The 21743-nt window shown below is 73.2% G+C and carries 19 protein-coding genes and 1 tRNA gene; 16 read left to right on the forward strand and 4 right to left on the reverse strand.

Annotated elements, in window-relative coordinates:
- Positions 1-33 precede the first annotated feature (33 nt).
- The 14 genes from JOE43_RS08455 (at position 34) to serA (ending at position 16184) form a co-directional block, all read left to right on the forward strand.
- The gene (locus JOE43_RS08455; RefSeq protein ID WP_209516998.1) at positions 34-3000 is read left to right on the forward strand and encodes a Na+/H+ antiporter subunit A; all 2967 of its coding nucleotides are present in this window, start codon (positions 34-36) and stop codon (positions 2998-3000) included.
- A complete protein-coding gene (locus tag JOE43_RS08460) occupies positions 2997-3632 on the forward strand; it encodes a Na(+)/H(+) antiporter subunit C (protein ID WP_209517000.1) in 636 nt (211 codons plus the stop codon). Before JOE43_RS08455 ends, JOE43_RS08460 begins: the two co-directional genes overlap by 4 nt.
- On the forward strand, positions 3629-5227 hold the full coding sequence (locus JOE43_RS08465) for a Na+/H+ antiporter subunit D (RefSeq protein ID WP_209517005.1): 1599 nt from the start codon (positions 3629-3631) through the stop codon (positions 5225-5227). The genes JOE43_RS08460 and JOE43_RS08465 overlap by 4 nt, the downstream gene beginning before the upstream one ends.
- Entirely contained in the window at positions 5224-5859 is a 636-nt protein-coding gene (locus JOE43_RS08470) for a Na+/H+ antiporter subunit E (protein ID WP_209517007.1), read from the forward strand. The genes JOE43_RS08465 and JOE43_RS08470 overlap by 4 nt, the downstream gene beginning before the upstream one ends.
- Positions 5856-6119, forward strand: coding sequence for a monovalent cation/H+ antiporter complex subunit F (locus JOE43_RS08475; RefSeq protein ID WP_209517009.1), 264 nt, complete (start codon positions 5856-5858; stop codon positions 6117-6119). Before JOE43_RS08470 ends, JOE43_RS08475 begins: the two co-directional genes overlap by 4 nt.
- A complete protein-coding gene (mnhG, locus tag JOE43_RS08480; protein WP_209517011.1) occupies positions 6116-6667 on the forward strand; it encodes a monovalent cation/H(+) antiporter subunit G in 552 nt (183 codons plus the stop codon). Before JOE43_RS08475 ends, mnhG begins: the two co-directional genes overlap by 4 nt.
- 92 nt (positions 6668-6759) lie before the next feature.
- Positions 6760-8472, forward strand: a complete 1713-nt coding sequence (ilvD, locus tag JOE43_RS08485; RefSeq protein WP_056053492.1) for a dihydroxy-acid dehydratase — start codon at positions 6760-6762, stop codon at positions 8470-8472.
- Between the two features lie 94 nt (positions 8473-8566).
- The gene (locus JOE43_RS08490; RefSeq protein WP_167258803.1) at positions 8567-10450 is read left to right on the forward strand and encodes an acetolactate synthase large subunit; all 1884 of its coding nucleotides are present in this window, start codon (positions 8567-8569) and stop codon (positions 10448-10450) included.
- Positions 10447-10953 carry an acetolactate synthase small subunit gene (gene ilvN, locus JOE43_RS08495; RefSeq protein ID WP_056053495.1) on the forward strand — a complete coding sequence of 169 codons (507 nt, stop codon included), beginning with the start codon at positions 10447-10449 and terminating at the stop codon, positions 10951-10953. Before JOE43_RS08490 ends, ilvN begins: the two co-directional genes overlap by 4 nt.
- Positions 10954-11036: 83 nt before the next feature.
- Complete coding sequence (gene ilvC / locus JOE43_RS08500) at positions 11037-12062, forward strand: ketol-acid reductoisomerase (protein WP_056053498.1); 1026 nt, start codon at positions 11037-11039, stop codon at positions 12060-12062.
- Between the two features lie 312 nt (positions 12063-12374).
- A complete protein-coding gene (locus JOE43_RS08505) occupies positions 12375-13514 on the forward strand; it encodes a mannitol-1-phosphate 5-dehydrogenase (RefSeq protein ID WP_209517013.1) in 1140 nt (379 codons plus the stop codon).
- The gene (locus JOE43_RS08510) at positions 13511-14023 is read left to right on the forward strand and encodes a hypothetical protein (protein ID WP_209517015.1); all 513 of its coding nucleotides are present in this window, start codon (positions 13511-13513) and stop codon (positions 14021-14023) included. The genes JOE43_RS08505 and JOE43_RS08510 overlap by 4 nt, the downstream gene beginning before the upstream one ends.
- A complete protein-coding gene (locus JOE43_RS08515; RefSeq protein WP_209517017.1) occupies positions 14020-14412 on the forward strand; it encodes a hypothetical protein in 393 nt (130 codons plus the stop codon). The genes JOE43_RS08510 and JOE43_RS08515 overlap by 4 nt, the downstream gene beginning before the upstream one ends.
- 182 nt (positions 14413-14594) lie before the next feature.
- Complete coding sequence (gene serA / locus JOE43_RS08520; protein ID WP_056053508.1) at positions 14595-16184, forward strand: phosphoglycerate dehydrogenase; 1590 nt, start codon at positions 14595-14597, stop codon at positions 16182-16184.
- Positions 16185-16286: 102 nt separating this feature from the next.
- Here the strand turns inward: serA and JOE43_RS08525 are convergent, their stop codons facing one another.
- Positions 16287-16922 carry an MBL fold metallo-hydrolase gene (locus tag JOE43_RS08525; RefSeq protein ID WP_209517019.1) on the reverse strand — a complete coding sequence of 212 codons (636 nt, stop codon included), beginning with the start codon at positions 16920-16922 and terminating at the stop codon, positions 16287-16289.
- A gap of 93 nt (positions 16923-17015) precedes the next feature.
- Here JOE43_RS08525 and JOE43_RS08530 point away from each other — a divergent pair.
- A tRNA-Glu gene (locus tag JOE43_RS08530) sits at positions 17016-17088 on the forward strand.
- Positions 17089-17270: 182 nt separating this feature from the next.
- The gene (locus JOE43_RS08535; RefSeq protein ID WP_209517021.1) at positions 17271-17810 is read left to right on the forward strand and encodes a hypothetical protein; all 540 of its coding nucleotides are present in this window, start codon (positions 17271-17273) and stop codon (positions 17808-17810) included.
- A 22-nt stretch (positions 17811-17832) separates the two neighbouring features.
- Here the strand turns inward: JOE43_RS08535 and JOE43_RS08540 are convergent, their stop codons facing one another.
- The 3 genes from JOE43_RS08540 to JOE43_RS08550 all read right to left on the reverse strand — a co-directional run bounded on the left by JOE43_RS08540 (position 17833) and on the right by JOE43_RS08550 (position 21664).
- Complete coding sequence (locus tag JOE43_RS08540; protein WP_209517023.1) at positions 17833-18519, reverse strand: alpha-ketoglutarate-dependent dioxygenase AlkB; 687 nt, start codon at positions 18517-18519, stop codon at positions 17833-17835.
- A 62-nt stretch (positions 18520-18581) separates the two neighbouring features.
- Positions 18582-20198, reverse strand: a complete 1617-nt coding sequence (locus tag JOE43_RS08545) for a hypothetical protein (RefSeq protein ID WP_209517025.1) — start codon at positions 20196-20198, stop codon at positions 18582-18584.
- The gene (locus JOE43_RS08550) at positions 20195-21664 is read right to left on the reverse strand and encodes a PQQ-binding-like beta-propeller repeat protein (RefSeq protein ID WP_209517028.1); all 1470 of its coding nucleotides are present in this window, start codon (positions 21662-21664) and stop codon (positions 20195-20197) included. The genes JOE43_RS08545 and JOE43_RS08550 overlap by 4 nt, the downstream gene beginning before the upstream one ends.
- Positions 21665-21743: the final 79 nt, after the last annotated feature.

The following is a 21743-nucleotide window of genomic DNA, read 5'->3' on the forward strand; positions in this document are numbered from 1 at the left end:
GACGAACTCGACAGCCTGACGGAGGTGCCCCGCGTGATCGTCGCACTCCTGGCCTTCGCCGTCGCCTCGGTCGTCGTGGCCTTCGGCCGCCGACTCGGCACGCGCCTCTTCGTGGTGGCCGCCCTCGTCCCGGCCGCCGTCGCGGTCTACACGGCCACGCAGGGCCCCGCCGTCCTCGCCGGCGACGTCGTCGTCGAGTCGGTGCCGTGGATCCCGCAGCTCGGCATCACCCTCACCCTCCGGGTCGACGTGCTCGCGTGGGTGCTCGCCCTGGTCGTCACCGGCGTCGGCGCGCTCGTGCTGCTCTACTGCGCGCGCTACTTCAGCCGCGACGACGAGTCGCTGCCGCGCTTCGCCGCGATCCTCGTCGCCTTCGCCGGCGCCATGTACGGGCTCGTGACGAGCGACGACGTGTTCGTGCTCTTCGTCTTCTGGGAGGCCACGAGCGTCTTCTCGTACCTCCTGATCGGGCACTACACGGCCAAGCAGACCAGTCGCGGGGCGGCGCTGCAGGCCCTGATCGTCACCACCGCAGGCGGCCTCGCCATGCTCGTGGGCCTGGTGATCCTGGCCGTGGAGGGCGGCACGTCCTCGCTCGCGGGCCTGGTGGAGTCGCCCCCGGCCGGGCCGGCCGTCACCGTCGCGGTCGTGCTCGTGCTCGTCGGGGCGCTGAGCAAGTCCGCCCTCGTGCCGTTCCACTTCTGGCTGCCCGCCGCGATGGCCGCGCCGACCCCGGTCAGCGCCTACCTCCACGCGGCGGCCATGGTCAAGGCGGGCATCTACCTCGTCGCCCGGCTCGCCCCCGGCTACCACGACTCGCCCGGCTGGCAGGAGATCGTCGTCACGGTCGGTGTCGTCACGATGCTGCTCGGCGGCTACCGGGCCCTCCGCCAGCACGACCTCAAGCTCGTGCTCGCCTACGGCACGGTGAGCCAGCTGGGCTTCCTCACGATCGTCGTCGGCTACGGCACGCGCGACGCCGCCCTCGCCGGGCTCGCGCTCCTCGTCGCCCACGCCCTGTTCAAGGCGACGCTCTTCCTCGTCGTCGGCATCGTCGACCACCGGGCGGGCACCCGCGACCTGCGCAAGCTCAGCGGCCTCGGCCGTCAGGCCCCGCTGCTCCTCGTCATCACCGTGCTCGCCCTGGCCTCGATGGCCGGCGTGCCCCCGACGTTCGGCTTCGTCGCGAAGGAGGCCGTGCTGAGCGCCCTCCTCTCCGACGCCGAGCACGGCAGCGCCTGGGGCGTCGTCGCCCTCGTCGGGGTGGTCCTGGGCTCGATCCTGACCACGGCCTACAGCCTCCGCTTCCTCTGGGGGGCCTTCGCCCGCAAGGCCGGCGTCGAGCCCGTCGACTTCGTCAAGGAGCACGTCGACTTCCTCGTCTCGCCGGCCGTCCTCGCGCTGCTGGGCCTCGGGCTCGGGGCCGCGGCCGGAGCCCTCGACCCCGTCCTCGCGCTCTACGCCGACACCCTCCCCGCCGTCCCGAGCGACCACGGGCCGTACCACCTCGCCCTCTGGCACGGGCTCGAGCCCGCCCTCGGGCTGACGGCGCTGACCCTGGTCGTCGGTGCGCTCCTCTTCTGGCAGCGGGAGCCGGTGGCCCGCCTGCAGAAGGCGGCCTCGTTCATGCCCCGCGCCTCCGACGGGTACGTCCGCATCATGACGACCATCGACAGCACGGCGTCGCGCACCACGGCGGCGACGCAGCGCGGGTCGCTGCCCTTCTACCTCGCGACGATCCTCGTGGTCTTCGTGGCGTCGTCGATCGTCACCCTCTCGCTGAACCGGAGCTGGCCGGAGGCGGCGGTCCTGTGGGACTACCCGGCCCAGCTGGCCATCGGCGGCCTCATGGTCATCGGGGCGGTCGCCGCCGCCCGCTCGAACAAGCGGTTCCAGGCGGTCGTGCTGGTCGGCGTCACCGGCTACGGCATGGCGGCGCTCTTCGCGCTGCACGGGGCGCCCGACCTCGCGCTCACCCAGGTGCTCATCGAGACCATCACGCTCATCGCGTTCGTCCTCGTCCTCCGCCGCCTGCCCGCCCGCCTCGGCGAGCGGAACGGCCGCACCCACCGGGCGGCGAGGGCGGTCATCGCCATCTCGGTCGGCTGCGTGATGGCCGCGATCGCGGTCGTCGCCCTCGGCGCCCGGTCGATGCCGACGATCAGCGGCGCGTTCCCCGAGCTCGCGGTGACCGGGGGGCACGGCAAGAACGTCGTCAACGTCACGCTCGTCGACATCCGCGGCTGGGACACCATGGGCGAGATCAGCGTGCTCATCGTCGCGGCCACCGGCGTCGCGAGCCTCGTCTTCCTCACCTCGCGCACCGACATGCTGCCCCGGCCCGCCCGTCGCAGCCGCGCCCAGCGCTTCCTCGCCCGGGTGCGGCCCGAGATGGAGGCGGCGCCCGAGCTGCCCGGCGGCGGTCAGCTCCCGGCGACCGCGGCCGACACCAGCGACGTCGAGGGCGACCGGCGCGCCTGGCTGCTCGCGGGGCGCAAGCTCGCGCCGCAGAACCGGTCGATCCTGCTCGAGGTCGTCGTCCGGCTGCTCTTCCACGCGATCGTCGTCGTCTCGATCTACCTGCTGTTCGCCGGGCACAACCTCCCGGGCGGCGGCTTCGCGGGCGGTCTCGTCGCGGGCATGGCGTTCGTCGCGCGGTACCTCGCGGGCGGGCGGTTCGAGCTCGGCGCCGCGGCGCCCCTCGACGCGGGCAAGGTCCTCGGCACCGGGCTCCTTATCATCGTCGTGACGGCCGTCGTCCCGCTCTTCCTCGGCGTCGACGCCCTGACCTCGACCTGGGTCGAGGGCGACCTGCCGCTCTTCGGCCACGTCGAGTTCGTCACCTCGACGTTCTTCGACATCGGCGTCTACCTCGTGGTCGTCGGCCTCGTGCTCGACGTGCTCCGCAGCCTGGGGGCCGAGGTCGACCGTCAAGAAGAGGAAGACGACCGGGGCGACGCCTCGGTCACCGCGACGACGAAGCAGGGGGCGGCATCGTGAGCGTCTCCCTCGTCCTCGTCGTGGTGATGGCCGCGCTCTACGCGTGCGGCATCTACCTCATGCTCGAGCGGAGCATGACCCGGGTCCTCCTCGGTTTCCTCCTCGTCGGCAACGCGACGAACATCCTCATCCTCGTGATGTCGGGCCGGAGCGGCGAGGCCCCGATCGCCGACGGCGAGGTGCCGGAGTCGTCGTTCGCCGACCCGCTCCCGCAGGCCCTCGTGCTCACGGCGATCGTCATCACGTTCGGCGTCTCCGCGTTCCTCCTCGCCCTCATCTACCGGTCCTGGCGACTGGCCCAGGAGGACGACGTGGCCGACGACCTCGAGGACCTCGAGATCGGCATCCGCGGGGTGCCCGCCGAGGAGGAGGCCGAGCAGTCCGACGCGGACGACGAGGCCGGGGGCGACACGGAGTTCGGCTCGCGCGCGGAGGCGGCTGTCCCCGAGTCGCCGCACGACCCCGACGACGACGACGCGTGGGACCACGCGCCGCGCGAGAACGTGCCCCTGGCCGACCCCGAGCACGCGCCGCACCACGACCCGCTGCACCCCGAGCGCGCCCGTGACGTGGGCCGCTACCGCACCGACGACGACGACCGCCCGACCGGGCCGAAGGGAGGCCGAGCGTGAACGTCGACTTCCTCGTGCCGCTCGTGGTGCTCGTCCCGCTGCTCGGCGCCGCCACGGCGCTCATCGCGACCCGGCGCCCCCGGCTGCAGGCGGTCCTGTCGATCGCCGCCCTGGCGATCGTGGTCGTCATCAGCGTGGTCCTCCTGGTCGTCGTCGATCGCGACGGAGCCATCGCCGTGCAGATCGGCGGATGGGAGGCGCCCTTCGGCATCCTCCTCGTGGTCGACCGCCTCGCCGCGCTGATGCTCGTCATCTCGTCGATCGTCCTGCTGGCGGTCTTCGTGTACTCGGTCGGGCAGGGCTCGGCCGACGGCGACGGCGACGCCCCGGTGTCGATCTACAACCCGACCTACCTCATCCTCGCCGCCGGCGTGTTCGACGCCTTCGCGGCGGGCGACCTCTTCAACCTCTACGTCGGCTTCGAGATGCTGCTCATCGCGAGCTACGTGCTGATCACGCTCGGCGGCACGGAGCAGCGCATCCGCGCGGGGGTCACGTACATCGTCGTGAGCCTCCTCTCGAGCGTGCTCTTCCTCGCGTCGATCGCCATGATCTACGGCGCGCTCGGCACGGTGAACATCGCCGACATCGCGCAGAAGATGGACCAGATCCCGCCCGACGTGCAGACGATCATCCACGTGATGCTGCTGACGGCGTTCGGCATCAAGGCCGCGATCTTCCCGTTGTCGTTCTGGCTGCCCGACTCGTACCCGACGGCTCCCGCGCCGGTCACTGCGGTCTTTGCGGGCCTGCTGACCAAGGTCGGCGTGTACGCGATCATCCGGACCGAGACCGTCCTGTTCGTCGAGAGCAACGTCAACGTCTACCTGCTGATCATCGCGCTGCTGACGATGGTGGTGGGGATCCTCGGCGCCGTGGCCCAGGCCGACATCAAGCGGCTGCTGTCGTTCACCCTCGTCAGCCACATCGGCTACATGATCTTCGGCATCGCGCTCGGCACCGTCGAGGGGCTCGCCGCCACGATCTACTACGTGGTGCACCACATCACCGTGCAGACGACGCTCTTCCTCGGCGCGGGGCTGATCGAGAGGCGAGGCGGCACCGCCTCCGTCCTCCGGCTCGGCGGCCTGCTCAAGGCGGCGCCCGTCATCGGCGTCCTCTTCTTCATCCCGGCGCTGAACCTCGGGGGCATCCCGCCCTTCTCCGGCTTCATCGGCAAGGTGGCGCTGTTCGACGCCGGGGCGCGGCTGCACGACCCGCTGGTCTACGTCCTGCTGGGAGCGGGCGCCCTGACGTCGCTGCTCACGCTGTACGCGCTCATGCGTGCCTGGAACCTCGCCTTCTGGCGTCCCGGCGCCGACGTCGAGGACCACGAGTCGCCCCTCACCGAGCGTCTCGAGGAGGCTCCCGGCCGCACCGTCGTGCAGAAGCGCCGCGCGAACCCCCGCACCATGATCGGCGCGACGGCCGGCATGGTCCTCGTGTCGCTCGTGCTCACCGTCGCCGCCGGCCCGCTCTACGGCGTCGCCGAGCGCGCCGCCGGTCGCGTGTACGGCTCGAACGAGTACGTGCAGCTGGTCTTCCCGACCGGCGAGGGCGACACCGCCTCCGGCGACCAGGAAGGCACCCCGTGACCCCGCGTCCGTCCGCCCACGAGGTCGGCCGGAGCCTGCTGAGGCAGCTCCCGCTGCTCGTCGGGCTCGTCGTGCTGTGGATGTTCCTCTGGAACCAGCTCACCGTGCTCTCCGCGGTCACCGGCGTCCTCGTCGCCCTGCTCGTGACGCGCGTCTTCTTCCTCCCGCCGGTGGAGCTCAGCGGTCGCTTCAACCTCGGCTGGGCCCTGGTCTTCGTGGTCCGCTTCCTGGCCGACCTCGTCGTCGCGTCGGTCGAGGTGGCGTGGAAGGCCGTCCGGCCCCGCGGCGTGACGAGCAACGCGATCGTCGCGGTGCAGCTGCACACGCGCTCCGACTTCGTGATGACCCTGGTGGCCGAGGCCGCCTCGCTGGTGCCCGGGTCGCTCGTCGTGGAGGCCGACCGGGAGCGGTCGATCCTCTACATGCACGCCCTCGCCGTGGAGGACGCCGACGGCGTCGAGCAGGTGCGCGCCTCCGTGCTCGGCTTCGAGAAGAGGATCGCCCGGGCCCTCGGCAGCGCCGACGACCTGCGGCGCATCGCCGAGGGCACGCCGGCGACGGAGGACCCGGCGACCGACCCCACGGGGAACGACCGCCTCGTGAACGAGAAAGACAAGGGAGCCGCCTCGTGATCGCCGTCGAGTGGACCGTCGGGATCCTGTTCGCCTTCGCCGCCCTGGCCTCCGTCTGGCGCATCGTCCGGGGGCCGTCCATCCTCGACCGCATGATCGCGAGCGACATGCTGCTCACGACCCTGATCTGCGTGCTCGCCGCCGACATGGTGTTCGGTCAGCACACCCGGACGCTGCCGGTCATCATCGTCCTCGCGCTCACGGCCGTCTTCGGGTCGATCACCGTCGCCCGCTACGTGTCGAGGCAGGACCCGTCATGAGCCAGACCGCCTACGACGTCGCCAGCTCCGTCCTCCTCGTCGCCGGGGCCCTGCTCTCCGCCGCGGCGGGGGTCGGCCTGCTCCGCTTCCCCGACGCGCTGTCGCGCATGCACGCCGCCACGAAGCCGCAGATCTTCGGGCTCATCCTGATGCTCGCCGCGATCGCTCTCGACCAGCACACCCTGGCGACCGTCGCCTCCCTGCTCGTCGTCCTCGTCTTCCAGATGCTCACGGCGCCGATCTCCGCGCACATGATCGGTCGGGCCGGGTACCGCAACGGCGACCTGCGTCGCGACCTGCTGGTCGTCGACGAGCTCGACGACGCCGTCGCGAGGGCGGGGGAGGAGCTGGTCGGCGACGGGGAGTCCCTCGCTGACGTCGACACCTCGACCCTGCCGGTCGGCTCGGCCGACGTGCTCGCCGTCGAGATCGAGCGGCTCGACGGGCTCGACGACTCGGAGGGCGACGACGAGGAGCACGACGACCCCGCGCGGGAGCGCGAGCACCAGGAGCGCCGGCACCACGACGCCGACCCCGGCCTGGACTGAGCGGGCCGTCCCTCGCCGGGCCGGGCCGGGTCGCCGACGCCGGCGTGCGGCGCGTGGGCGTCGCTGACGGCGGCGGGCCCTAAACTCGACCCATGCCAGTGAAGGACACCCAGCCCGAGGTCGACATCAAGCCGCGCAGCCGCGTCGTCACCGACGGCGTCGAAGCCACCACCTCCCGGGGCATGCTGCGTGCCGTCGGCATGGGCGACGGCGACTGGGAGAAGCCCCAGATCGGCATCGCCAGCAGCTGGAACGAGATCACCCCCTGCAACCTGTCGCTCGACCGCCTCGCGCAGGGCGCCAAGGAGGGCGTGCACGCCGGCGGCGGGTACCCGCTGCAGTTCGGCACGGTCTCCGTCTCGGACGGCATCTCGATGGGCCACGAGGGCATGCACTTCTCGCTCGTGTCGCGCGAGGTCATCGCCGACAGCGTCGAGGTCGTCATGAACGCCGAGCGCCTCGACGGCTCGGTGCTGCTGGCGGGCTGCGACAAGTCGCTGCCCGGCATGCTGATGGCCGCGGCCCGCCTCGACCTGGCGAGCGTCTTCCTCTACGCGGGCAGCGTCGCCCCCGGGTGGGTCAAGCTCAGCGACGGCACCGAGAAGAACGTCACGATCATCGACTCGTTCGAGGCGGTCGGCGCCCACAAGGCCGGCAACCTCAGCGACGCCGACCTCAAGGCCATCGAGTGCGCGATCGTCCCGGGCGAGGGCGCCTGCGGCGGCATGTACACGGCCAACACCATGGCGAGCGTCGCCGAGGCGCTCGGCATGAGCCTGCCCGGCTCGGCCTCGCCGCCCTCGGCCGACCGTCGCCGCGACTACTTCGCCCACCGCTCGGGCGAGGCCGTCGTGAACATGCTGCGGCTCGGCATCACCACGCGCGACATCCTCACCAAGGAGGCGTTCGAGAACGCCATCGCCGTCGCCATGGCCTTCGGCGGCTCGACGAACGTCGTGCTGCACCTGCTGGCCATCGCCTACGAGGCCGAGGTCGACCTCACCATCGACGACTTCAACCGCATCGGCGACACCGTGCCGCACATCGGCGACCTCAAGCCGTTCGGCAAGTACGTCATGAACGACGTCGACCGCATGGGCGGCGTGCCCGTCGTCATGAAGGCGCTCCTCGACGCCGGCCTGCTGCACGGCGACTGCCTCACCGTGACCGGCAAGACGGTCGCCGAGAACCTCGCCGACATCCAGCCCGCCCCCCTCGACGGCGAGGTGCTCCGCACGCTCGACGACCCCATCCACGCGACGGGCGGCCTCACCGTGCTCAGCGGCACGATGGCCCCCGAGGGCGCGGTCGTCAAGACGGCCGGCTTCGACGCCTCGCTCTTCGAGGGGCCGGCGAAGGTGTTCGAGCGCGAGCGCGGCGCCATGGACGCCCTCACCGAGGGCCGCATCGTCGCGGGCGACGTCGTCGTCATCCGCTACGAGGGCCCGAAGGGCGGCCCCGGCATGCGCGAGATGCTCGCCATCACGGCGGCCATCAAGGGCGCAGGGCTCGGAAAAGATGTACTACTCTTGACGGACGGACGATTCTCAGGCGGCACAACCGGCCTGTGCATCGGCCACATGGCTCCCGAAGCGGTCGACGCAGGTCCGATCGCCTTCGTGCGCGATGGTGATCTGATTCGGGTCGACATCGCTGCTCGGTCCATCGACCTACTCGTCGATCCCGCCGAGCTCGAGTCCCGCCGCGACGGCTGGGCTCCTCTTCCCCCGCGCTACACCCGCGGTGTCCTCGCCAAGTACGCGCGCCAGGTCCGCTCCGCCGCGGAGGGCGCCGTCACCTACTAGACGACCGTCCCCGCCGCCTCCACCGGGCCCGCGCGATCGTCGTCGGCTGACCTCCGTCACACCGTCCACCACCACGAAGAGGGAACCGCCTCCGATGCCCCACGACACGACCCCGCTGCCCGGTGCCGCCGCGCGCCCGGCGGCCCGCCCCGGCTCCGACGCCCCGGCGCCTCCCGAGGTCCTCACCGGCTCCGGCGCGATCCTCCGGTCGCTCGAGCACCTCGGGGTGACCGACGTCTTCGGCCTGCCGGGCGGCGCCATCATCCCGTTCTACGACGAGCTGATGGCCTCGACCGCGATCCGCCACATCCTGGTCCGCCACGAGCAGGGCGCCGGCCACGCGGCCGAGGGCTACGCCGCGGCCTCCGGGCGCGTCGGCGTCGCCATCGCGACCTCCGGCCCCGGCGCGACGAACCTCGTCACCGCCATCGCCGACGCCTACATGGACAGCATGCCGCTGCTCGCGATCACCGGCCAGGTCTTCTCGACGCTGATGGGCACCGACGCCTTCCAGGAGGCCGACATCGTGGGCATCACGATGCCGATCACCAAGCACTCGTTCCTCGTGACGAAGCCGGAGGACATCCCGGCGACCCTCGCCGCGGCCTACCAGATCGCCAGCACCGGCCGCCCCGGCCCCGTGCTCGTCGACATCACGAAGGACGCGCAGCAGAACAGCGCGCCGTTCGTGTGGCCGCCGGTCGTCGACCTGCCCGGCTACCGCCCCGTGACCAAGGCCCACGGCAAGCAGATCACCGCGGCCGCCCAGATGATCGCCGAGGCGAAGCAGCCGGTCTTCTACGTCGGCGGCGGCGTCATCCGCGCCGGCGCCTCGGCCGAGCTCAAGACCCTGGTCGAGCTCACCGGCGCCCCCGTCGTCACCACGCTGATGGCCCGCGGCGCCTTCCCCGACACCCACGCGCAGCACCTCGGCATGCCCGGCATGCACGGCACCGTCCCGGCCGTGCTCGGCCTGCAGGAGAGCGACCTGATCATCGCCCTCGGCGCCCGGTTCGACGACCGCGTCACCGGCAAGGCCGACCTCTTCGCGCCCGGCGCGAAGGTCGTCCACGTCGACATCGACCCGGCCGAGATCTCGAAGATCCGCATCGCCGACGTGCCTATCGTCGGCGACGCGAAGGTCGTCATCCCCGACCTCGCCAGCGCCTTCGCCGAGGTGACCGGCGGGCGGAAGCCCGACATCGCCGCCTGGTGGGAGCGCCTCGACGGGCTCCGCGAGCAGTTCCCGCTCGGCTACACCGAGCCCGACGACGGCCTGCTGTCGCCGCAGGCGATCATCCAGCGCATCGGCCAGCTCTCCGGCCCGGAGGCGATCTACGCCTCCGGCGTCGGCCAGCACCAGATGTGGGCCGCCCAGTTCATCCAGTACGAGCGCCCGCACGCCTGGCTGAACTCGGGAGGCGCGGGCACGATGGGCTACTCCGTCCCGGCCGCCATGGGCGCCAAGGTCGCCCAGCCCGACCGCGTGGTCTGGGCCATCGACGGCGACGGCTGCTTCCAGATGACCAACCAGGAGCTCGCGACCTGCGTCATCAACGACATCCCGATCAAGGTCGCGATCATCAACAACTCGTCGCTCGGCATGGTGCGCCAGTGGCAGACCCTCTTCTACGAGGGCCGCCACTCGTTCACCGACCTGAACACGGGCCACGAGACCCGCATGGTGCCCGACTTCGTGAAGCTCGCCGACGCCTACGGCGCCCTCGGCATCCGGGTCCGGACGGAGGACGAGGTCGACGCCGCCATCCAGCTGGCGCTGGAGACGAACGACCGCCCGGTCGTCATCGACTTCGTCGTCAGCCGCGACGCGATGGTCTGGCCGATGGTGCCCCAGGGCGTCTCGAACTCCGAGATCCAGCACGCCCGTGCGCTCGCCCCGGAGTGGGACGACGAGGCGCCGGGCAGCAGCGCGTCCGACACCACCCGCGACGGCGACATGACCGGAGAGCACGCATGAGCCACGTCCTGAGCCTCCTCGTCGAGGACAAGCCCGGTCTGCTGACCCGCGTCGCGGGCCTCTTCGCCCGCCGCGGCTTCAACATCGAGAGCCTCGCCGTCGGCAAGAGCGAGCTCGAGGGCTTCAGCCGCATCACGGTCGTCGTCGACGTGGAGGAGCTCCCGCTCGAGCAGGTCACGAAGCAGCTCAACAAGCTGGTCAACGTCATCAAGATCGTCGAGCTCGACTACTCGCAGTCGGTGCAGCGCGAGCACATGCTGATCAAGGTCCGGGTCGACAACACCACCCGCTCGCAGGTGCTCGAGGCCGTGACGCTGTTCCGGGCCGCGGTCGTCGACGTCTCGACCGACGCCCTCGTCATCGAGGTGACCGGCGACACCGGCAAGACCACCGCCCTCCTGCGCGTCCTCGAGCCCTACGGCATCAAGGAGATCTCGCAGTCGGGCCTCCTGGCCATCGGCCGCGGGGCCAAGTCGATCACCGACCGCGTCTTCAAGAACTAGGCGGCCCCGGGCTCCCGGCCCGCGCCTCCTGCTGCACGACCCACCGACACGACATCCGTCGACAACCGAGGAGAAGCACCACTGTGACTGAGATCGTCTACGACAACGACGCCGACCTGTCCCTCATCCAGGGCAAGAAGGTCGCCGTCATCGGCTACGGCTCGCAGGGCCACGCCCACGCGCTGAACCTCCGCGACTCCGGCGTCGAGGTCGTCATCGGCCTCAAGGAGGGCTCGAAGAGCCGCGCCAAGGCGGAGGAGGCCGGCTTCACGGTCCACACCCCCGCGGAGGCCTCGGCCTGGGGCGACGTCATCGTCGTCCTCGCCCCCGACCAGGTCCAGCGCCACGTCTACGCCGACGACATCGCCCCGAACCTCGCCGAGGGCAAGGCGCTCGTCTTCGGCCACGGCTTCAACATCCGCTTCGGCTACATCGAGGCGCCCGAGGGCGTCGACGTCGTCCTGGTCGCCCCCAAGGGCCCGGGCCACACCGTCCGTCGCGAGTTCGAGGCCGGCCGCGGCGTGCCCGTGATCGTGGCCGTCGAGAAGGACGCCTCCGGCTCCGCCTGGGACCTCGCCTGGTCGTACTCCAAGGGCATCGGCGGCCTCCGTGCCGGCGGCATCAAGACGACCTTCACCGAAGAGACCGAGACCGACCTCTTCGGCGAGCAGGCCGTGCTCTGCGGCGGCACCTCGCAGCTGATCCAGTACGGCTTCGAGACGCTGACCGAGGCCGGCTACCAGCCGCAGATCGCCTACTTCGAGGTGCTGCACGAGCTCAAGCTGATCGTCGACCTGATCTGGGAGGGCGGCCTGGCCAAGCAGCGCTGGAGCGTCTCCGACACGGCCGAGTACGGCGACTACGTCTCCGGCCCGCGCGTCATCGACCCCTCCGTGAAGGAGAACATGAAGGCCGTCCTGGCCGACATCCAGTCGGGCGCGTTCGCGAAGCGCTTCATCGACGACCAGGACGCGGGCGCCCCCGAGTTCAAGGAGCTGCGCGCCAAGGGCGAGGCGCACCCCATCGAGGCCACCGGCCAGGAACTCCGCGCCCTGTTCGCCTGGAAGCAGACGGACTCCGACTACGTCGACGGCAGCGCTGCGCGCTGACGTCGACGTAGTCGACGCACGCTGGCGACATCGGTCGGCTCCGCCGACGGGCGACGGCAGCGCTGTGCGCTGACGTCGCCGTGGTCGACGCACGCTGGCGACATCGGTCGGCTCCGCCGACGGGCGACGGCAGCGCTGCGCGCTGACGTCGCCGTAGTCGGCGCACGCTGGCGACATCGGTCGGCTCCGCCGACGGGCGACGGCAGCGCTGCGCGCTAGCTGGTCGCCGAGCACTGACGACGCCCCCCTCCGACCGGAGGGGGGCGTCGTCGGTGTCGGGGCGACCAGGCGGCCCGTGGCATGATCTAGGGCATGGCGATGAGCAAGAAGGCAGTGCACTTCGGTGCGGGCAACATCGGTCGTGGCTTCGTGGCGCAGTTCCTGCACGCGAGCGGCTACGAGGTCGTGTTCGCCGACGTCAACGACGAGCTGATCGGGCTGCTGCAGTCCCAGTCGTCGTACGAGGTGCACGAGGTCGGCGAAGACAGCCGGACGACCGTCGTCGACGGCTACCGCGCCGTCAACAGCCGCACCGACGAGGAGGCCCTGGTCGCCGAGATCGCGACCGCCGACGTCGTCACCACCGCGGTCGGCGCCCGCATCCTGCCCTTCGTGGCTCCGGTCATCGCCCGCGGGCTGGCCCAGCGCGACGCGGCGCTGCCGCCGCTCACGGTCATCGCGTGCGAGAACGCGATCAACGCCACCGACTCCCTCGCCGAGGCCGTGCGCCAGGCCGACCCGGCCGAGAACGCGGTCTTCGCGAACTGCGCCATCGACCGCATCGTGCCCGAGCAGCCCGCGGGGTCGCTCGACGTCACCATCGAGTCCTTCTCCGAGTGGGTCGTCGAGAGCGGCCCGTTCGGCGAGCACCGCCCCGAGATCCACGGCGTCACGTGGGTGCCCGACCTCGAGCCGTTCATCGAGCGCAAGCTCTTCACCGTCAACACGGCCCACGCCGCCGCGGCCTACCACGGCTTCGCGCGCGGGCTGGGCAGCATCCGCGAGTCGCTCGCCGACGAGTCCGTGCACGCCGAGGTGCGCGCCGCCCTCGCCGAGACCAAGGCGCTGCTCGTCGCGAAGCACGAGCTCGACGCCGACGAGCAGCAGAGCTACATCGAGAAGAACCTCGTGCGCATCTCGAACCCGCACCTGCCCGACACCACCGAGCGCGTCGGCCGCGGGCCGCTCCGCAAGCTGGGCCGTCACGAGCGCTTCGTCGGACCCGCGGCGCAGCTCGCCGAGCGGGGCCTCCCGAGCGACGCGCTCGTCCGTGCCGTCCGTGCCGCCCTCGACTTCGACGTCGCCGACGACGCCGAGAGCGTCGAGCTGCAGGCGCTGCTGCGCTCCGGTCGGCCTGCCGACGAGCTGACCGTGACCCTCACCGGCGTCGAGGCGGGGCACCCGCTCTCCGCCGCCCTGGTGGAGGCGGTCTCCTCCAAGCTCACGGCATGACCGACCCCCGGCCCTCCGGGTCGGCCGGCCGCCACGACCACGCCGACGCGACCGCGTCCGAGCAGATCGACCGCGACGTCGACCTCGATCTCGACGACGACGGTGCGGACGACGCGCTCTCGTGGGGCGACGAGTCGGACGCCAGCCACGTCGAGGGTCCTGCAGCCGCGACGCACGACGACGAGATCGACCCCGACGCTCCCCAGGTCATGAGCAGCGCCTCCCTCGTGGGGCACGGCGTCCTCGGCGGCGTCGCCCTGCTCTCGAGCGTCGGCTGGATCGTCTCGCGCGACCAGTTCCTGGTCGCGTTCGGCGGCGGCCTCGTCGAGCACGTCCAGACGACGCTGTGGCTGACCGGCGTCTTCCTCGCCCTCGTCGCCCCGCTGCTCTGGTTCGTCGCGGTGATCCTGCTGGTGCCGTCGCAGCGCTCCGGTCGCCGCCTGCTGGTGATGGCCGTCGGCGCCGTGCTCCTGGCCCCCTGGCCGCTCGTGATCGGAGGCGGGGCGTGAGCGCCGCGCGCAGCGGAGCGACCGCCTCCTCCGACCCGCGCCCCGCCCGTCGGGGCCCCCGCGTCGGCTTCGTCCTCATCGCCGCCCTGGCCGGGCTGCTGGCCGCCTACGACCTCTCGGAGGCCGTGACCAACCTCGTGCTCGTGCCGCAGGACGTCCGCTACCAGAACAACGCCTTCTTCGACGAGGTGGGCGTGGGCTCGCTCGCGGCGTCGCCGCCGTGGGCCGCCCTCTGGGCCAACGTGCTGCTGCCCCCGGTCGCGTACGTCGTCGCCCTCCTCGTCGCGCGCCGGCGCACCCTCGGTCGGGTCGCCCTCGTCTTCGCCACCGGCCTCGCGGCGGTCGCGGCGGCGTCGCTGAGCCTCACGGCGTACGTGCTCAGCATCTGACGGGCGCGCCGCCGCGGCGGCGACGGCCGCGGACGCGGGCGGGGGAGTCGCGGTGCGCGCCCCCGGGGGAGGCCGGCGTCATCTGCGCCTCGGCCCTCCGACGAGTCGCTAGAGTGACCAGCAGCCGCGCCCACGGCGCGTCGCGGCGCCCCCCTGCACCCTCTCGTTAGGACCCTGTCTCCGTGGCCAAGCCCGTCGTTCTGATCGCTGAAGAGCTCTCACCCGCCACCGTCGAGGCCCTCGGCCCCGACTTCGACGTGAGGAGCGTGGACGGCACCGACCGCCCCGCGCTGCTCGCCGCCCTCGCGGAGGCGAACGCGATCCTGGTCCGCTCCGCGACGCAGGTCGACGCCGAGGCCATCGCGGCGGCGCCGCACCTCCAGGTCGTGGCCCGTGCGGGCGTCGGCCTCGACAACGTCGACATCAAGGCCGCCACCACGGCGGGCGTCATGGTCGTCAACGCGCCGACGTCGAACATCATCTCGGCCGCCGAGCTCACCGTCGGCCACATCCTCAGCCTCGCCCGCCACATCCCCGCCGCGCACGCCGCGCTGGCCCAGGGGCAGTGGAAGCGCTCGAAGTACACCGGCGTCGAGCTCTTCGAGAAGACCGTCGGCATCGTCGGCCTCGGGCGCATCGGCGCCCTCATCACCGCGCGCCTCCAGGCGTTCGGGGTGAACGTGGTCGCCTACGACCCCTACGTCACGCCGGCCCGCGCTCAGCAGCTCGGCGTCACCCTGCTCTCGCTCGACGAGCTGCTGGCCACCGCCGACTTCGTCACGATCCACATGCCGAAGACGCCCGAGACGACGGGCATGATCGGCCTCGAGCAGATGAAGGCCATGAAGCCGACCGCGTTCGTCGTCAACGTGGCCCGCGGCGGCCTGATCGACGAGGCCGACCTCTACACGGCCCTCACCACGGGCGAGATCGCCGGCGCCGGCCTCGACGTCTTCACCTCCGAGCCCCCGGTCGACCAGGCGCTGCTCGGCCTCGAGAACGTCGTCGTCACCCCGCACCTCGGAGCGTCGACCGACGAGGCGCAGGAGAAGGCGGGCGTGTCGGTCGCCAAGTCCGTCCGCCTGGCCCTCGGCGGCGAGCTCGTGCCCGACGCGGTCAACGTCGCCGGCGGCGTCATCGACCCGTACGTGCGCCCCGGCATCCCGCTGCTCGAGAAGATCGGCCAGGTGTTCGCCGGGCTCGCCGACTCGCCCCTCACCAGCATCGACGTCGAGGTGCGCGGCGACCTCGTCGAGCACGACGTCAGCGTGCTCAAGCTCGCGGCCCTCAAGGGCGTCTTCACGAACATCGTCAGCGAGTCGGTCAGCTACGTGAACGCGCCGCTGCTCGCCGAGCAGCGCGGCATCACCGTGCGGCTGCTCACCGACCCGACGAGCGAGGAGTACCGCAACGTCCTGACCATCCGCGGCTCGCTCAGCGACGGCGGCCAGATCAGCGTCTCCGGCACCCTGACGGGCACGAAGCAGGTCGAGAAGATCGTCGAGATCAACGGCTACGACGTCGAGGTGCCGATCGCCGCGCACCACCTCGTCATGGTCTACGGCGACCGTCCCGGCATCGTCGCCGTCTACGGCAAGGAGTTCGGCGACGCCGGCATCAACATCGCCGGCATGCAGATCGCCCGTCGCAGCGCGGGCGGCCAGGCCCTCAGCGTCCTCACGATCGACAGCCCCGCCCCCGACGAGCTGCTCGAGACGGTCCGCGTCGCGATCGACGCGCAGCTGCTGCGCGAGATCGACGTGACCCTCTAGCGCCCTCCGGGCCCTGGACGACACGGCGCCCCGTCTCCCGGTCGGGAGGCGGGGCGCCGTCGTGTGCGGTGCGGTGTGGGCCGGGCCGGGCGGAGTCGCGGGTCAGACCTCGAGGGACTCGTGCGCCGCCAGGACGACGGCCGTGCCCCCGAGGGCCTCGACGCTCGCCCGCAGCCGGTCGGCGTGCATGCCGAAGCCCGCCGCCGACAGCGTCTGCTCGTGGACGGGGAAGAGCCGCGTGGGCGCCACGGCGGTCACGTAGTCCATCGCCTCGCCGATCTTCAGCCAGGGCGCGCCGACCGGCGCCGCCAGGGTCTCGACCGGCACGGGCGGGACGGTGAACGCGTCGCCCGGGTAGAAGAGGCGGCCGTTGACGAGCACCCCCACGTTGTCGATGACGGGGATCGACTCGTGGATGACGGCGTGGCGGGAGCCGTGGAAGGACAGGGTGAAGGGCCCCGCCTCGACGGTGTCGCCGTCGGCCACGACGTGGACGTCGAACCCCGCGGCGGCCCCCGCGAGCCCGGCCGGGCCGTAGATCGTCGCGTCGGGGTTCGTGGCCAGCAGGTGGCCGAGCTGGTCGGGGGTCCAGTGGTCGGCGTGCTCGTGGGTGACGACCACGGCGACGACGTCGTGCAGGTCGACCTGAGGAGTGGTGAAGGAGCCGGGGTCGACGACGAGCTTCCGCCCGTCCTCCTCGACGACGAAGGCGGCGTGCTCGAGCTTGGTCAGGCGCATGCGGCCGACTGTACGCCCGCTCCGCGACACGCGGAGCGGGCTCGATTTGTACTCGTTCGTGAGGCTGTGGCATACTCGACGAGTTGCAAAAACGGCCCCATCGTATAGTGGCCTAGTACGTCGCCCTCTCACGGCGGTAACACGGGTTCGAATCCCGTTGGGGTCACCGATCTGTTCGGTTACCACCACCGTTCAGCAACCACGAGATCCCGCCCGGCACACGCCGGGCGGGATTCGTCGTTCCGGGGCGTCTCGCCCCCCCCCGGTGCGCCTGCGACGTCGTCACGTCTCGGTCACGACCCGGCCGTCGCCCTCGACGACCCGCCTCCCGTGGTCGATGCTCGGGGCATGCCCTCCGACCGGACCACACGCGTGGGCCTGCTCGTCGGGCTCTGCTGCCTCCTCGTGGTCACGGCCGGCGCCGTCCTGCTCGCCCTGAGGCCGCTCGGCGGGCCCGTCGTGGCCTGCCCGGCCGTCGCCTGGGGCACGACCGTCGTCGTCGAGGTGACGGGGGCCGTCGAGCGCGTGGCGGTGGTCGAGCTCGTGCCCGTCGGCGCTGCGTCGTCGCCCCCCGAGTCGTGGGGCGGCCCCGACAGCGGCGGGCCGGCCGCCGACGGCCCCGACGTCGGGCCGTGGCTCTGGCCCGGCCCGGCCGAGCGGGCTCCGGACGGCACCTGGGTGATCGCGTCCTGGGGCGGGTCGACGTCGCCGGACGGTTCCTTCCCCGACGAGGTCGACGTGCGGGCGTGGTCCGACGGCGGCGACGTCGGCCTCGTCCTCGCTGCCGCTCGCACGGCGGGGCTCCGCTTCGAGCGCGTCGGCGGCGACGCCGTCTGCGGGGGCCCGGGGGAGGCGCGGGTCGCCCTCGAGGTGCCCCCGGCCGCCTAGCGCCGGGCCGGGGTGCTCGTCGTCACGCCCTCGGGGCGGCACCGGTCTGCGTGCCGCGCCCCGCGACTCCCTCGTCCCACCGGGGGCGGAACTGCACCGAGATGCGCGGCCCGACCGCCTTCTTCGTCTTCGCGATGGCGTGCTCATGGGTGCGCTGGCAGCTGCCGCCCATGACGAGCAGGTCGCCGTGGCCGAGCGGGAACCTGTCGACCCGCCCCGTGCGTCGCGAGCGGACGGCGAGGGTGCGGGGAGCGCCGAGGGACAGGATGCCGACCATCGTGTCGCGGCCGAGGCCGGAGCCGACCCGGTCGCCGTGCCAGGCGATGCTGTCGTCGCCGGTGCGGTAGAAGCACAGGCCGGCACGACGGAAGAGCTGCTCGTCGGGCGCGCCCCGCCGGGCGTAGTGCTCGTTGAGGTCGTCACGGGCCGCGGCGAGGACGGGGTCGGGCAGGGCGTCGCCGACGCCGTACGACGAGACGAGGCGCGGCACCTCGACGACGCGGTCGTACATGGTGCGGCGGTCGGCCTGCCAGGGCACGTCGGTGACGAGCCGCTCGAACAGGGCGTCGGACGCGGTCGCCCAGCCGGGCGCGAGGTCGAGCCACGCGCCGTCGCCGAGCTCGAGCCGTCGCACGCGGCCGGCGAGCGGGAGCAGCTCGGGGCCGTCGTCGAGGGAGTCGAGCAGCGAGGCGGTGAACGGGATGACCATGGCGTCACCCTACGCTCCGTTCGAACACGTGTTCTAGTCGTGACGCGCCCCGGGCGCGTCGCTCACCCGCCGGGGACGACCCGCGCCTCCGGGGCGGCCAGTTCGCCGGCCCGGCCCTCGACGTCGACGTCGACGGGGTGCCCGGCCCAGATCGAGACCTGCAGCTGCCCGGTGTGGGTCCACAGCCGCTCGCCGCTCGCGAGGTCGTAGGCGACCACCGTCGAGCGCCCGCCGGAGCTGCCGTACGCGAGGGCGTAGCCGACGGTGCGGCCGACGGCGGCGAGCACGGCACCGGTGGGCAGGTCGAAGCGGGTCAGGGTGCGCCCGGTCGCGCCGTCCAGCGCCTGCACCTCGAGCGGCCGGTCGCCCGGTGCCGAGGAGCTCGCGTAGACCCGGTCGTCGGTCTGCCCGACCACCCCGGCCGCGCCGGTGGCCCCGAGCCCCTCGCGGCTCCAGGTGGCCCGGCCGGTCGTCCACGAGAGGCAGGTGAGGCGGTCGCGGTCGACGTCGCTGACCAGCAGGCACGACCGGCCCTCGTCGAGGGCGCCGCGGACGCCCGCGGGGGAGCGCCACCGCACCTCGCCGTCCGCGCCGCGGGCGGTCACGCCGCCGTCCGCGCCGGTCGGCCCGATCAGCAGCCCGTCGTGGACGAGGTGCCCCGACAGCTCGTCGAGGCGCGTGCCCCACGGGCGGGCCACGCCCGACGTCGGGTCGACCTGCAGGGTGCCCTCGGGGGTCGCGACGACCAGCCGGTCGTCGAGGGCCAGCACGGTGCCGCTCGTCGTGCCCCGCCCGGCCCAGGTCACCCGACGCAGGTCGCGGACGTCGCGCAGCTCGTAGCTGTAGCGCGCCCCGGCCGCCGGCTGGCGCCCCGTGACGACCACCGTGCCCGCCGCCTGGAACCTGTCGGTCTCCGTCGTCGCCCGCGGCTCCGACGCGCCGACCGTCGTGCCGTCGGCGAGCGCCAGCGTGAGCAGCACCGCCCGCTCGCCCGCGACGACGCGGACGACGACGAGGCCCGTGTCTCCGGCGAGCGAGGCCGCGACGACGTCGACCGGCCCGTCGAGGCCGAGCCGGGCCGCGTCGTCGGCGACGTCGTGCACCCAGCTGAAGGCGCCCCGCTCGGTGTCGAGCAGCGCGAGACGGGAGCCGACGCCGGTCGTCTCGCTGCCGCAGCCCGCGTCGTTCGCGAAGCCGTACGTCCAGCCCGGCCCCGCGCTGACGAGCACGCGGCCGGTGTCGACCGTCGCGGTCGGGAAGCGCAGGCACGCGGGGCGGAACCCGGGGGCGAGGGTCTCGGCGAGCGCGACGGACCACCCGGTCGTCGGCTCCTGCCGCAGGTCGACCGTCTCGACGCCCCGCCACGGCGACTCGGCGCCGTACTCCGGCTGGCCCGGGGCGAGGAGGGCCGCGGGCAGGGCGGCGGCCAGCAGCAGCGCGGCGTAGCCGAGGGCGAGGCGGCGCCCGCGGGAGGCGCGGCGCCACCACGCGGGCCGGCGCGGCCCCGGCACGGCCTGGCCTCGTCCGGGCTGTCCTGCCCCGTCGACGGCGGGGGCCTCGTCGCCGTCCCTCCGGGGCTCCGTGGCCGTGCCGTCCGACCCGCGCCGGTCGGCCTCCCACACGGCGACGTCCGGGGCGGGTCGCGCCGGGGCCCAGCCGGGCCGCTCCTCGGGGCTCACGCCGCGCCTCCGGCCGGCCCGGGGGCCACCACGCGGGTGCGGTCGACGAGTCGCGTCGCCACGCCGAGGCCGTCGATCGAGACCAGGCCCCCGCCCCAGAACGACACCCGGTCGTCGGAGCGGAGCGACCAGAGCCGGGCGCCCGTCGCGGCGTCGTAGGCGCTGAGGCCCCGGCCCGCGGTCGGGGAGCCGTCGGTGCGGACGTAGACGACGGTCCGCGACGCCGCGGCGACCTCGTCGAGGACGCCCAGCGGCGCCCGCCACCGGACCCGCCCGTCGGCGGCGGCGAGGGCGGTGAGGCGAGCGCCGTCGTCGGACTGGACGACGGCGTAGAGGTCGCCGCCCGTCTGGCCCGGGGCGGCCGAGGCCGAGAACGCGGCGGCGAGCTCGGTCGTCCACCGGCCCTGCCCGCTGCGGGGGTCGAGGCAGGTGGCCGTGGTGCCGCCGTCGTCGGTAGTGAGGACGCAGCCGTCGGTGGCCGAGAGGCGCGGCGTCGGGCTCGGCACGGACCAGAGCAGGTCGCCGTCGGCGTCGATGGCCGACACGGAGCGCCGGCCGTCGGCGTCGCGGCCGAGCGTCCAGGCCACGTCGCCTGCGTCGGGGGCGGTCGCGACCACGTCGGCGGCGGCGGCCGACGGGCTGACCTCGCCCGTCCGGCCGTCGACCCGCACGGCGCGGCCGTCGACGACGACGAGGAGCCCGTCGGGGAGCAGCTGGGGCGTCGTGCCGGCGTCGACCCGCCCCTCCCACACGGGGTCGTCGAGGGCGGCCGCGTCCACGAGCGAGTACCGGTCGGGCGAGCCGATCGCCCCGGAGGAGGTGCGCAGCTGCAGCCGCCCCACGGTCGAGACGCTGATCGAGGGCACGTCGCGGCGGCCGCGGGTGGACTCCAGCCCCCGGCCGTCCCCGAGGTCGAGGGCGACGAGCACGGTCGACCCGGTGGTCTGGGTCTGCACCAGCACCCGGCCGGCCGCGGGCACGACCTGGCTCGCCGGGATGCTCAGGGGGTCGGTGTCGTCGAGGTCGTCGGCCAGGTCGTGCACCCAGCGCACCCGGCCGTCGCGCGAGTCGACGAGGGCCACGCGGCTCGCCCCGTCGTCGAGGGCGGCACGGCGGCAGTCGGGCCCGCCGGAGGCCGTGCCCGGGTCGAGGTCGACGGAGGCCCCGACGGCGACGAGCCCGTCCACCGCGGGGGAGGGCCAGAAGTGCAGGCAGCGGCGGGGCACGTCGGGGGCCAGGCGCTCGGCCAGGTCGAGCGACCAGGCCGTGCCGGTCGGGGCGTTGCGGAGGTCGTCCACCGCCGTGCCGCCCCAGGGCGCGCCGTCGGCGTAGCGCGGCGACGCGGCCGTGCCGCCGACGGCGACGAGGGCGCTCGCGGCGACCACGGCCAGGGCGGCGACGACGATCCGTCGCAGGGGAGACGGCCGAGGCCTGGGCGCCCGCGTCGTCCCGTCCGCTCCCGCCATGCTGTCGTCGGCCTCCTCGTCGAGGGCCCCGTCGACCGCGCGACGGGTGCCGTCATGCTATTCGGAACCCTCGCCGGGG

Source organism: Frigoribacterium sp. PvP121, from assembly GCF_017833115.1.
In the GTDB taxonomy this organism is placed as follows: domain Bacteria; phylum Actinomycetota; class Actinomycetes; order Actinomycetales; family Microbacteriaceae; genus Frigoribacterium; species Frigoribacterium endophyticum.

Bases quoted from the DNA above. Each gene is read 5' to 3' on its own strand.
- JOE43_RS08490 (WP_167258803.1), top strand. From the start codon at position 8,567: ATGCCCCACGACACGACCCCGCTGCCCGGTGCCGCCGCGCGCCCGGCG.
- ilvD (WP_056053492.1), top strand. From the start codon at position 6,760: ATGCCAGTGAAGGACACCCAGCCCGAGGTCGACATCAAGCCGCGCAGC.
- JOE43_RS08505 (WP_209517013.1), top strand. From the start codon at position 12,375: ATGGCGATGAGCAAGAAGGCAGTGCACTTCGGTGCGGGCAACATCGGT.
- JOE43_RS08510 (WP_209517015.1), top strand. From the start codon at position 13,511: ATGACCGACCCCCGGCCCTCCGGGTCGGCCGGCCGCCACGACCACGCC.
- JOE43_RS08540 (WP_209517023.1), bottom strand. From the start codon at position 18,519: ATGGTCATCCCGTTCACCGCCTCGCTGCTCGACTCCCTCGACGACGGC.
- JOE43_RS08535 (WP_209517021.1), top strand. From the start codon at position 17,271: ATGCCCTCCGACCGGACCACACGCGTGGGCCTGCTCGTCGGGCTCTGC.
- mnhG (WP_209517011.1), top strand. From the start codon at position 6,116: ATGAGCCAGACCGCCTACGACGTCGCCAGCTCCGTCCTCCTCGTCGCC.
- JOE43_RS08550 (WP_209517028.1), bottom strand. From the start codon at position 21,664: ATGGCGGGAGCGGACGGGACGACGCGGGCGCCCAGGCCTCGGCCGTCT.
- JOE43_RS08525 (WP_209517019.1), bottom strand. From the start codon at position 16,922: ATGCGCCTGACCAAGCTCGAGCACGCCGCCTTCGTCGTCGAGGAGGAC.
- ilvN (WP_056053495.1), top strand. From the start codon at position 10,447: ATGAGCCACGTCCTGAGCCTCCTCGTCGAGGACAAGCCCGGTCTGCTG.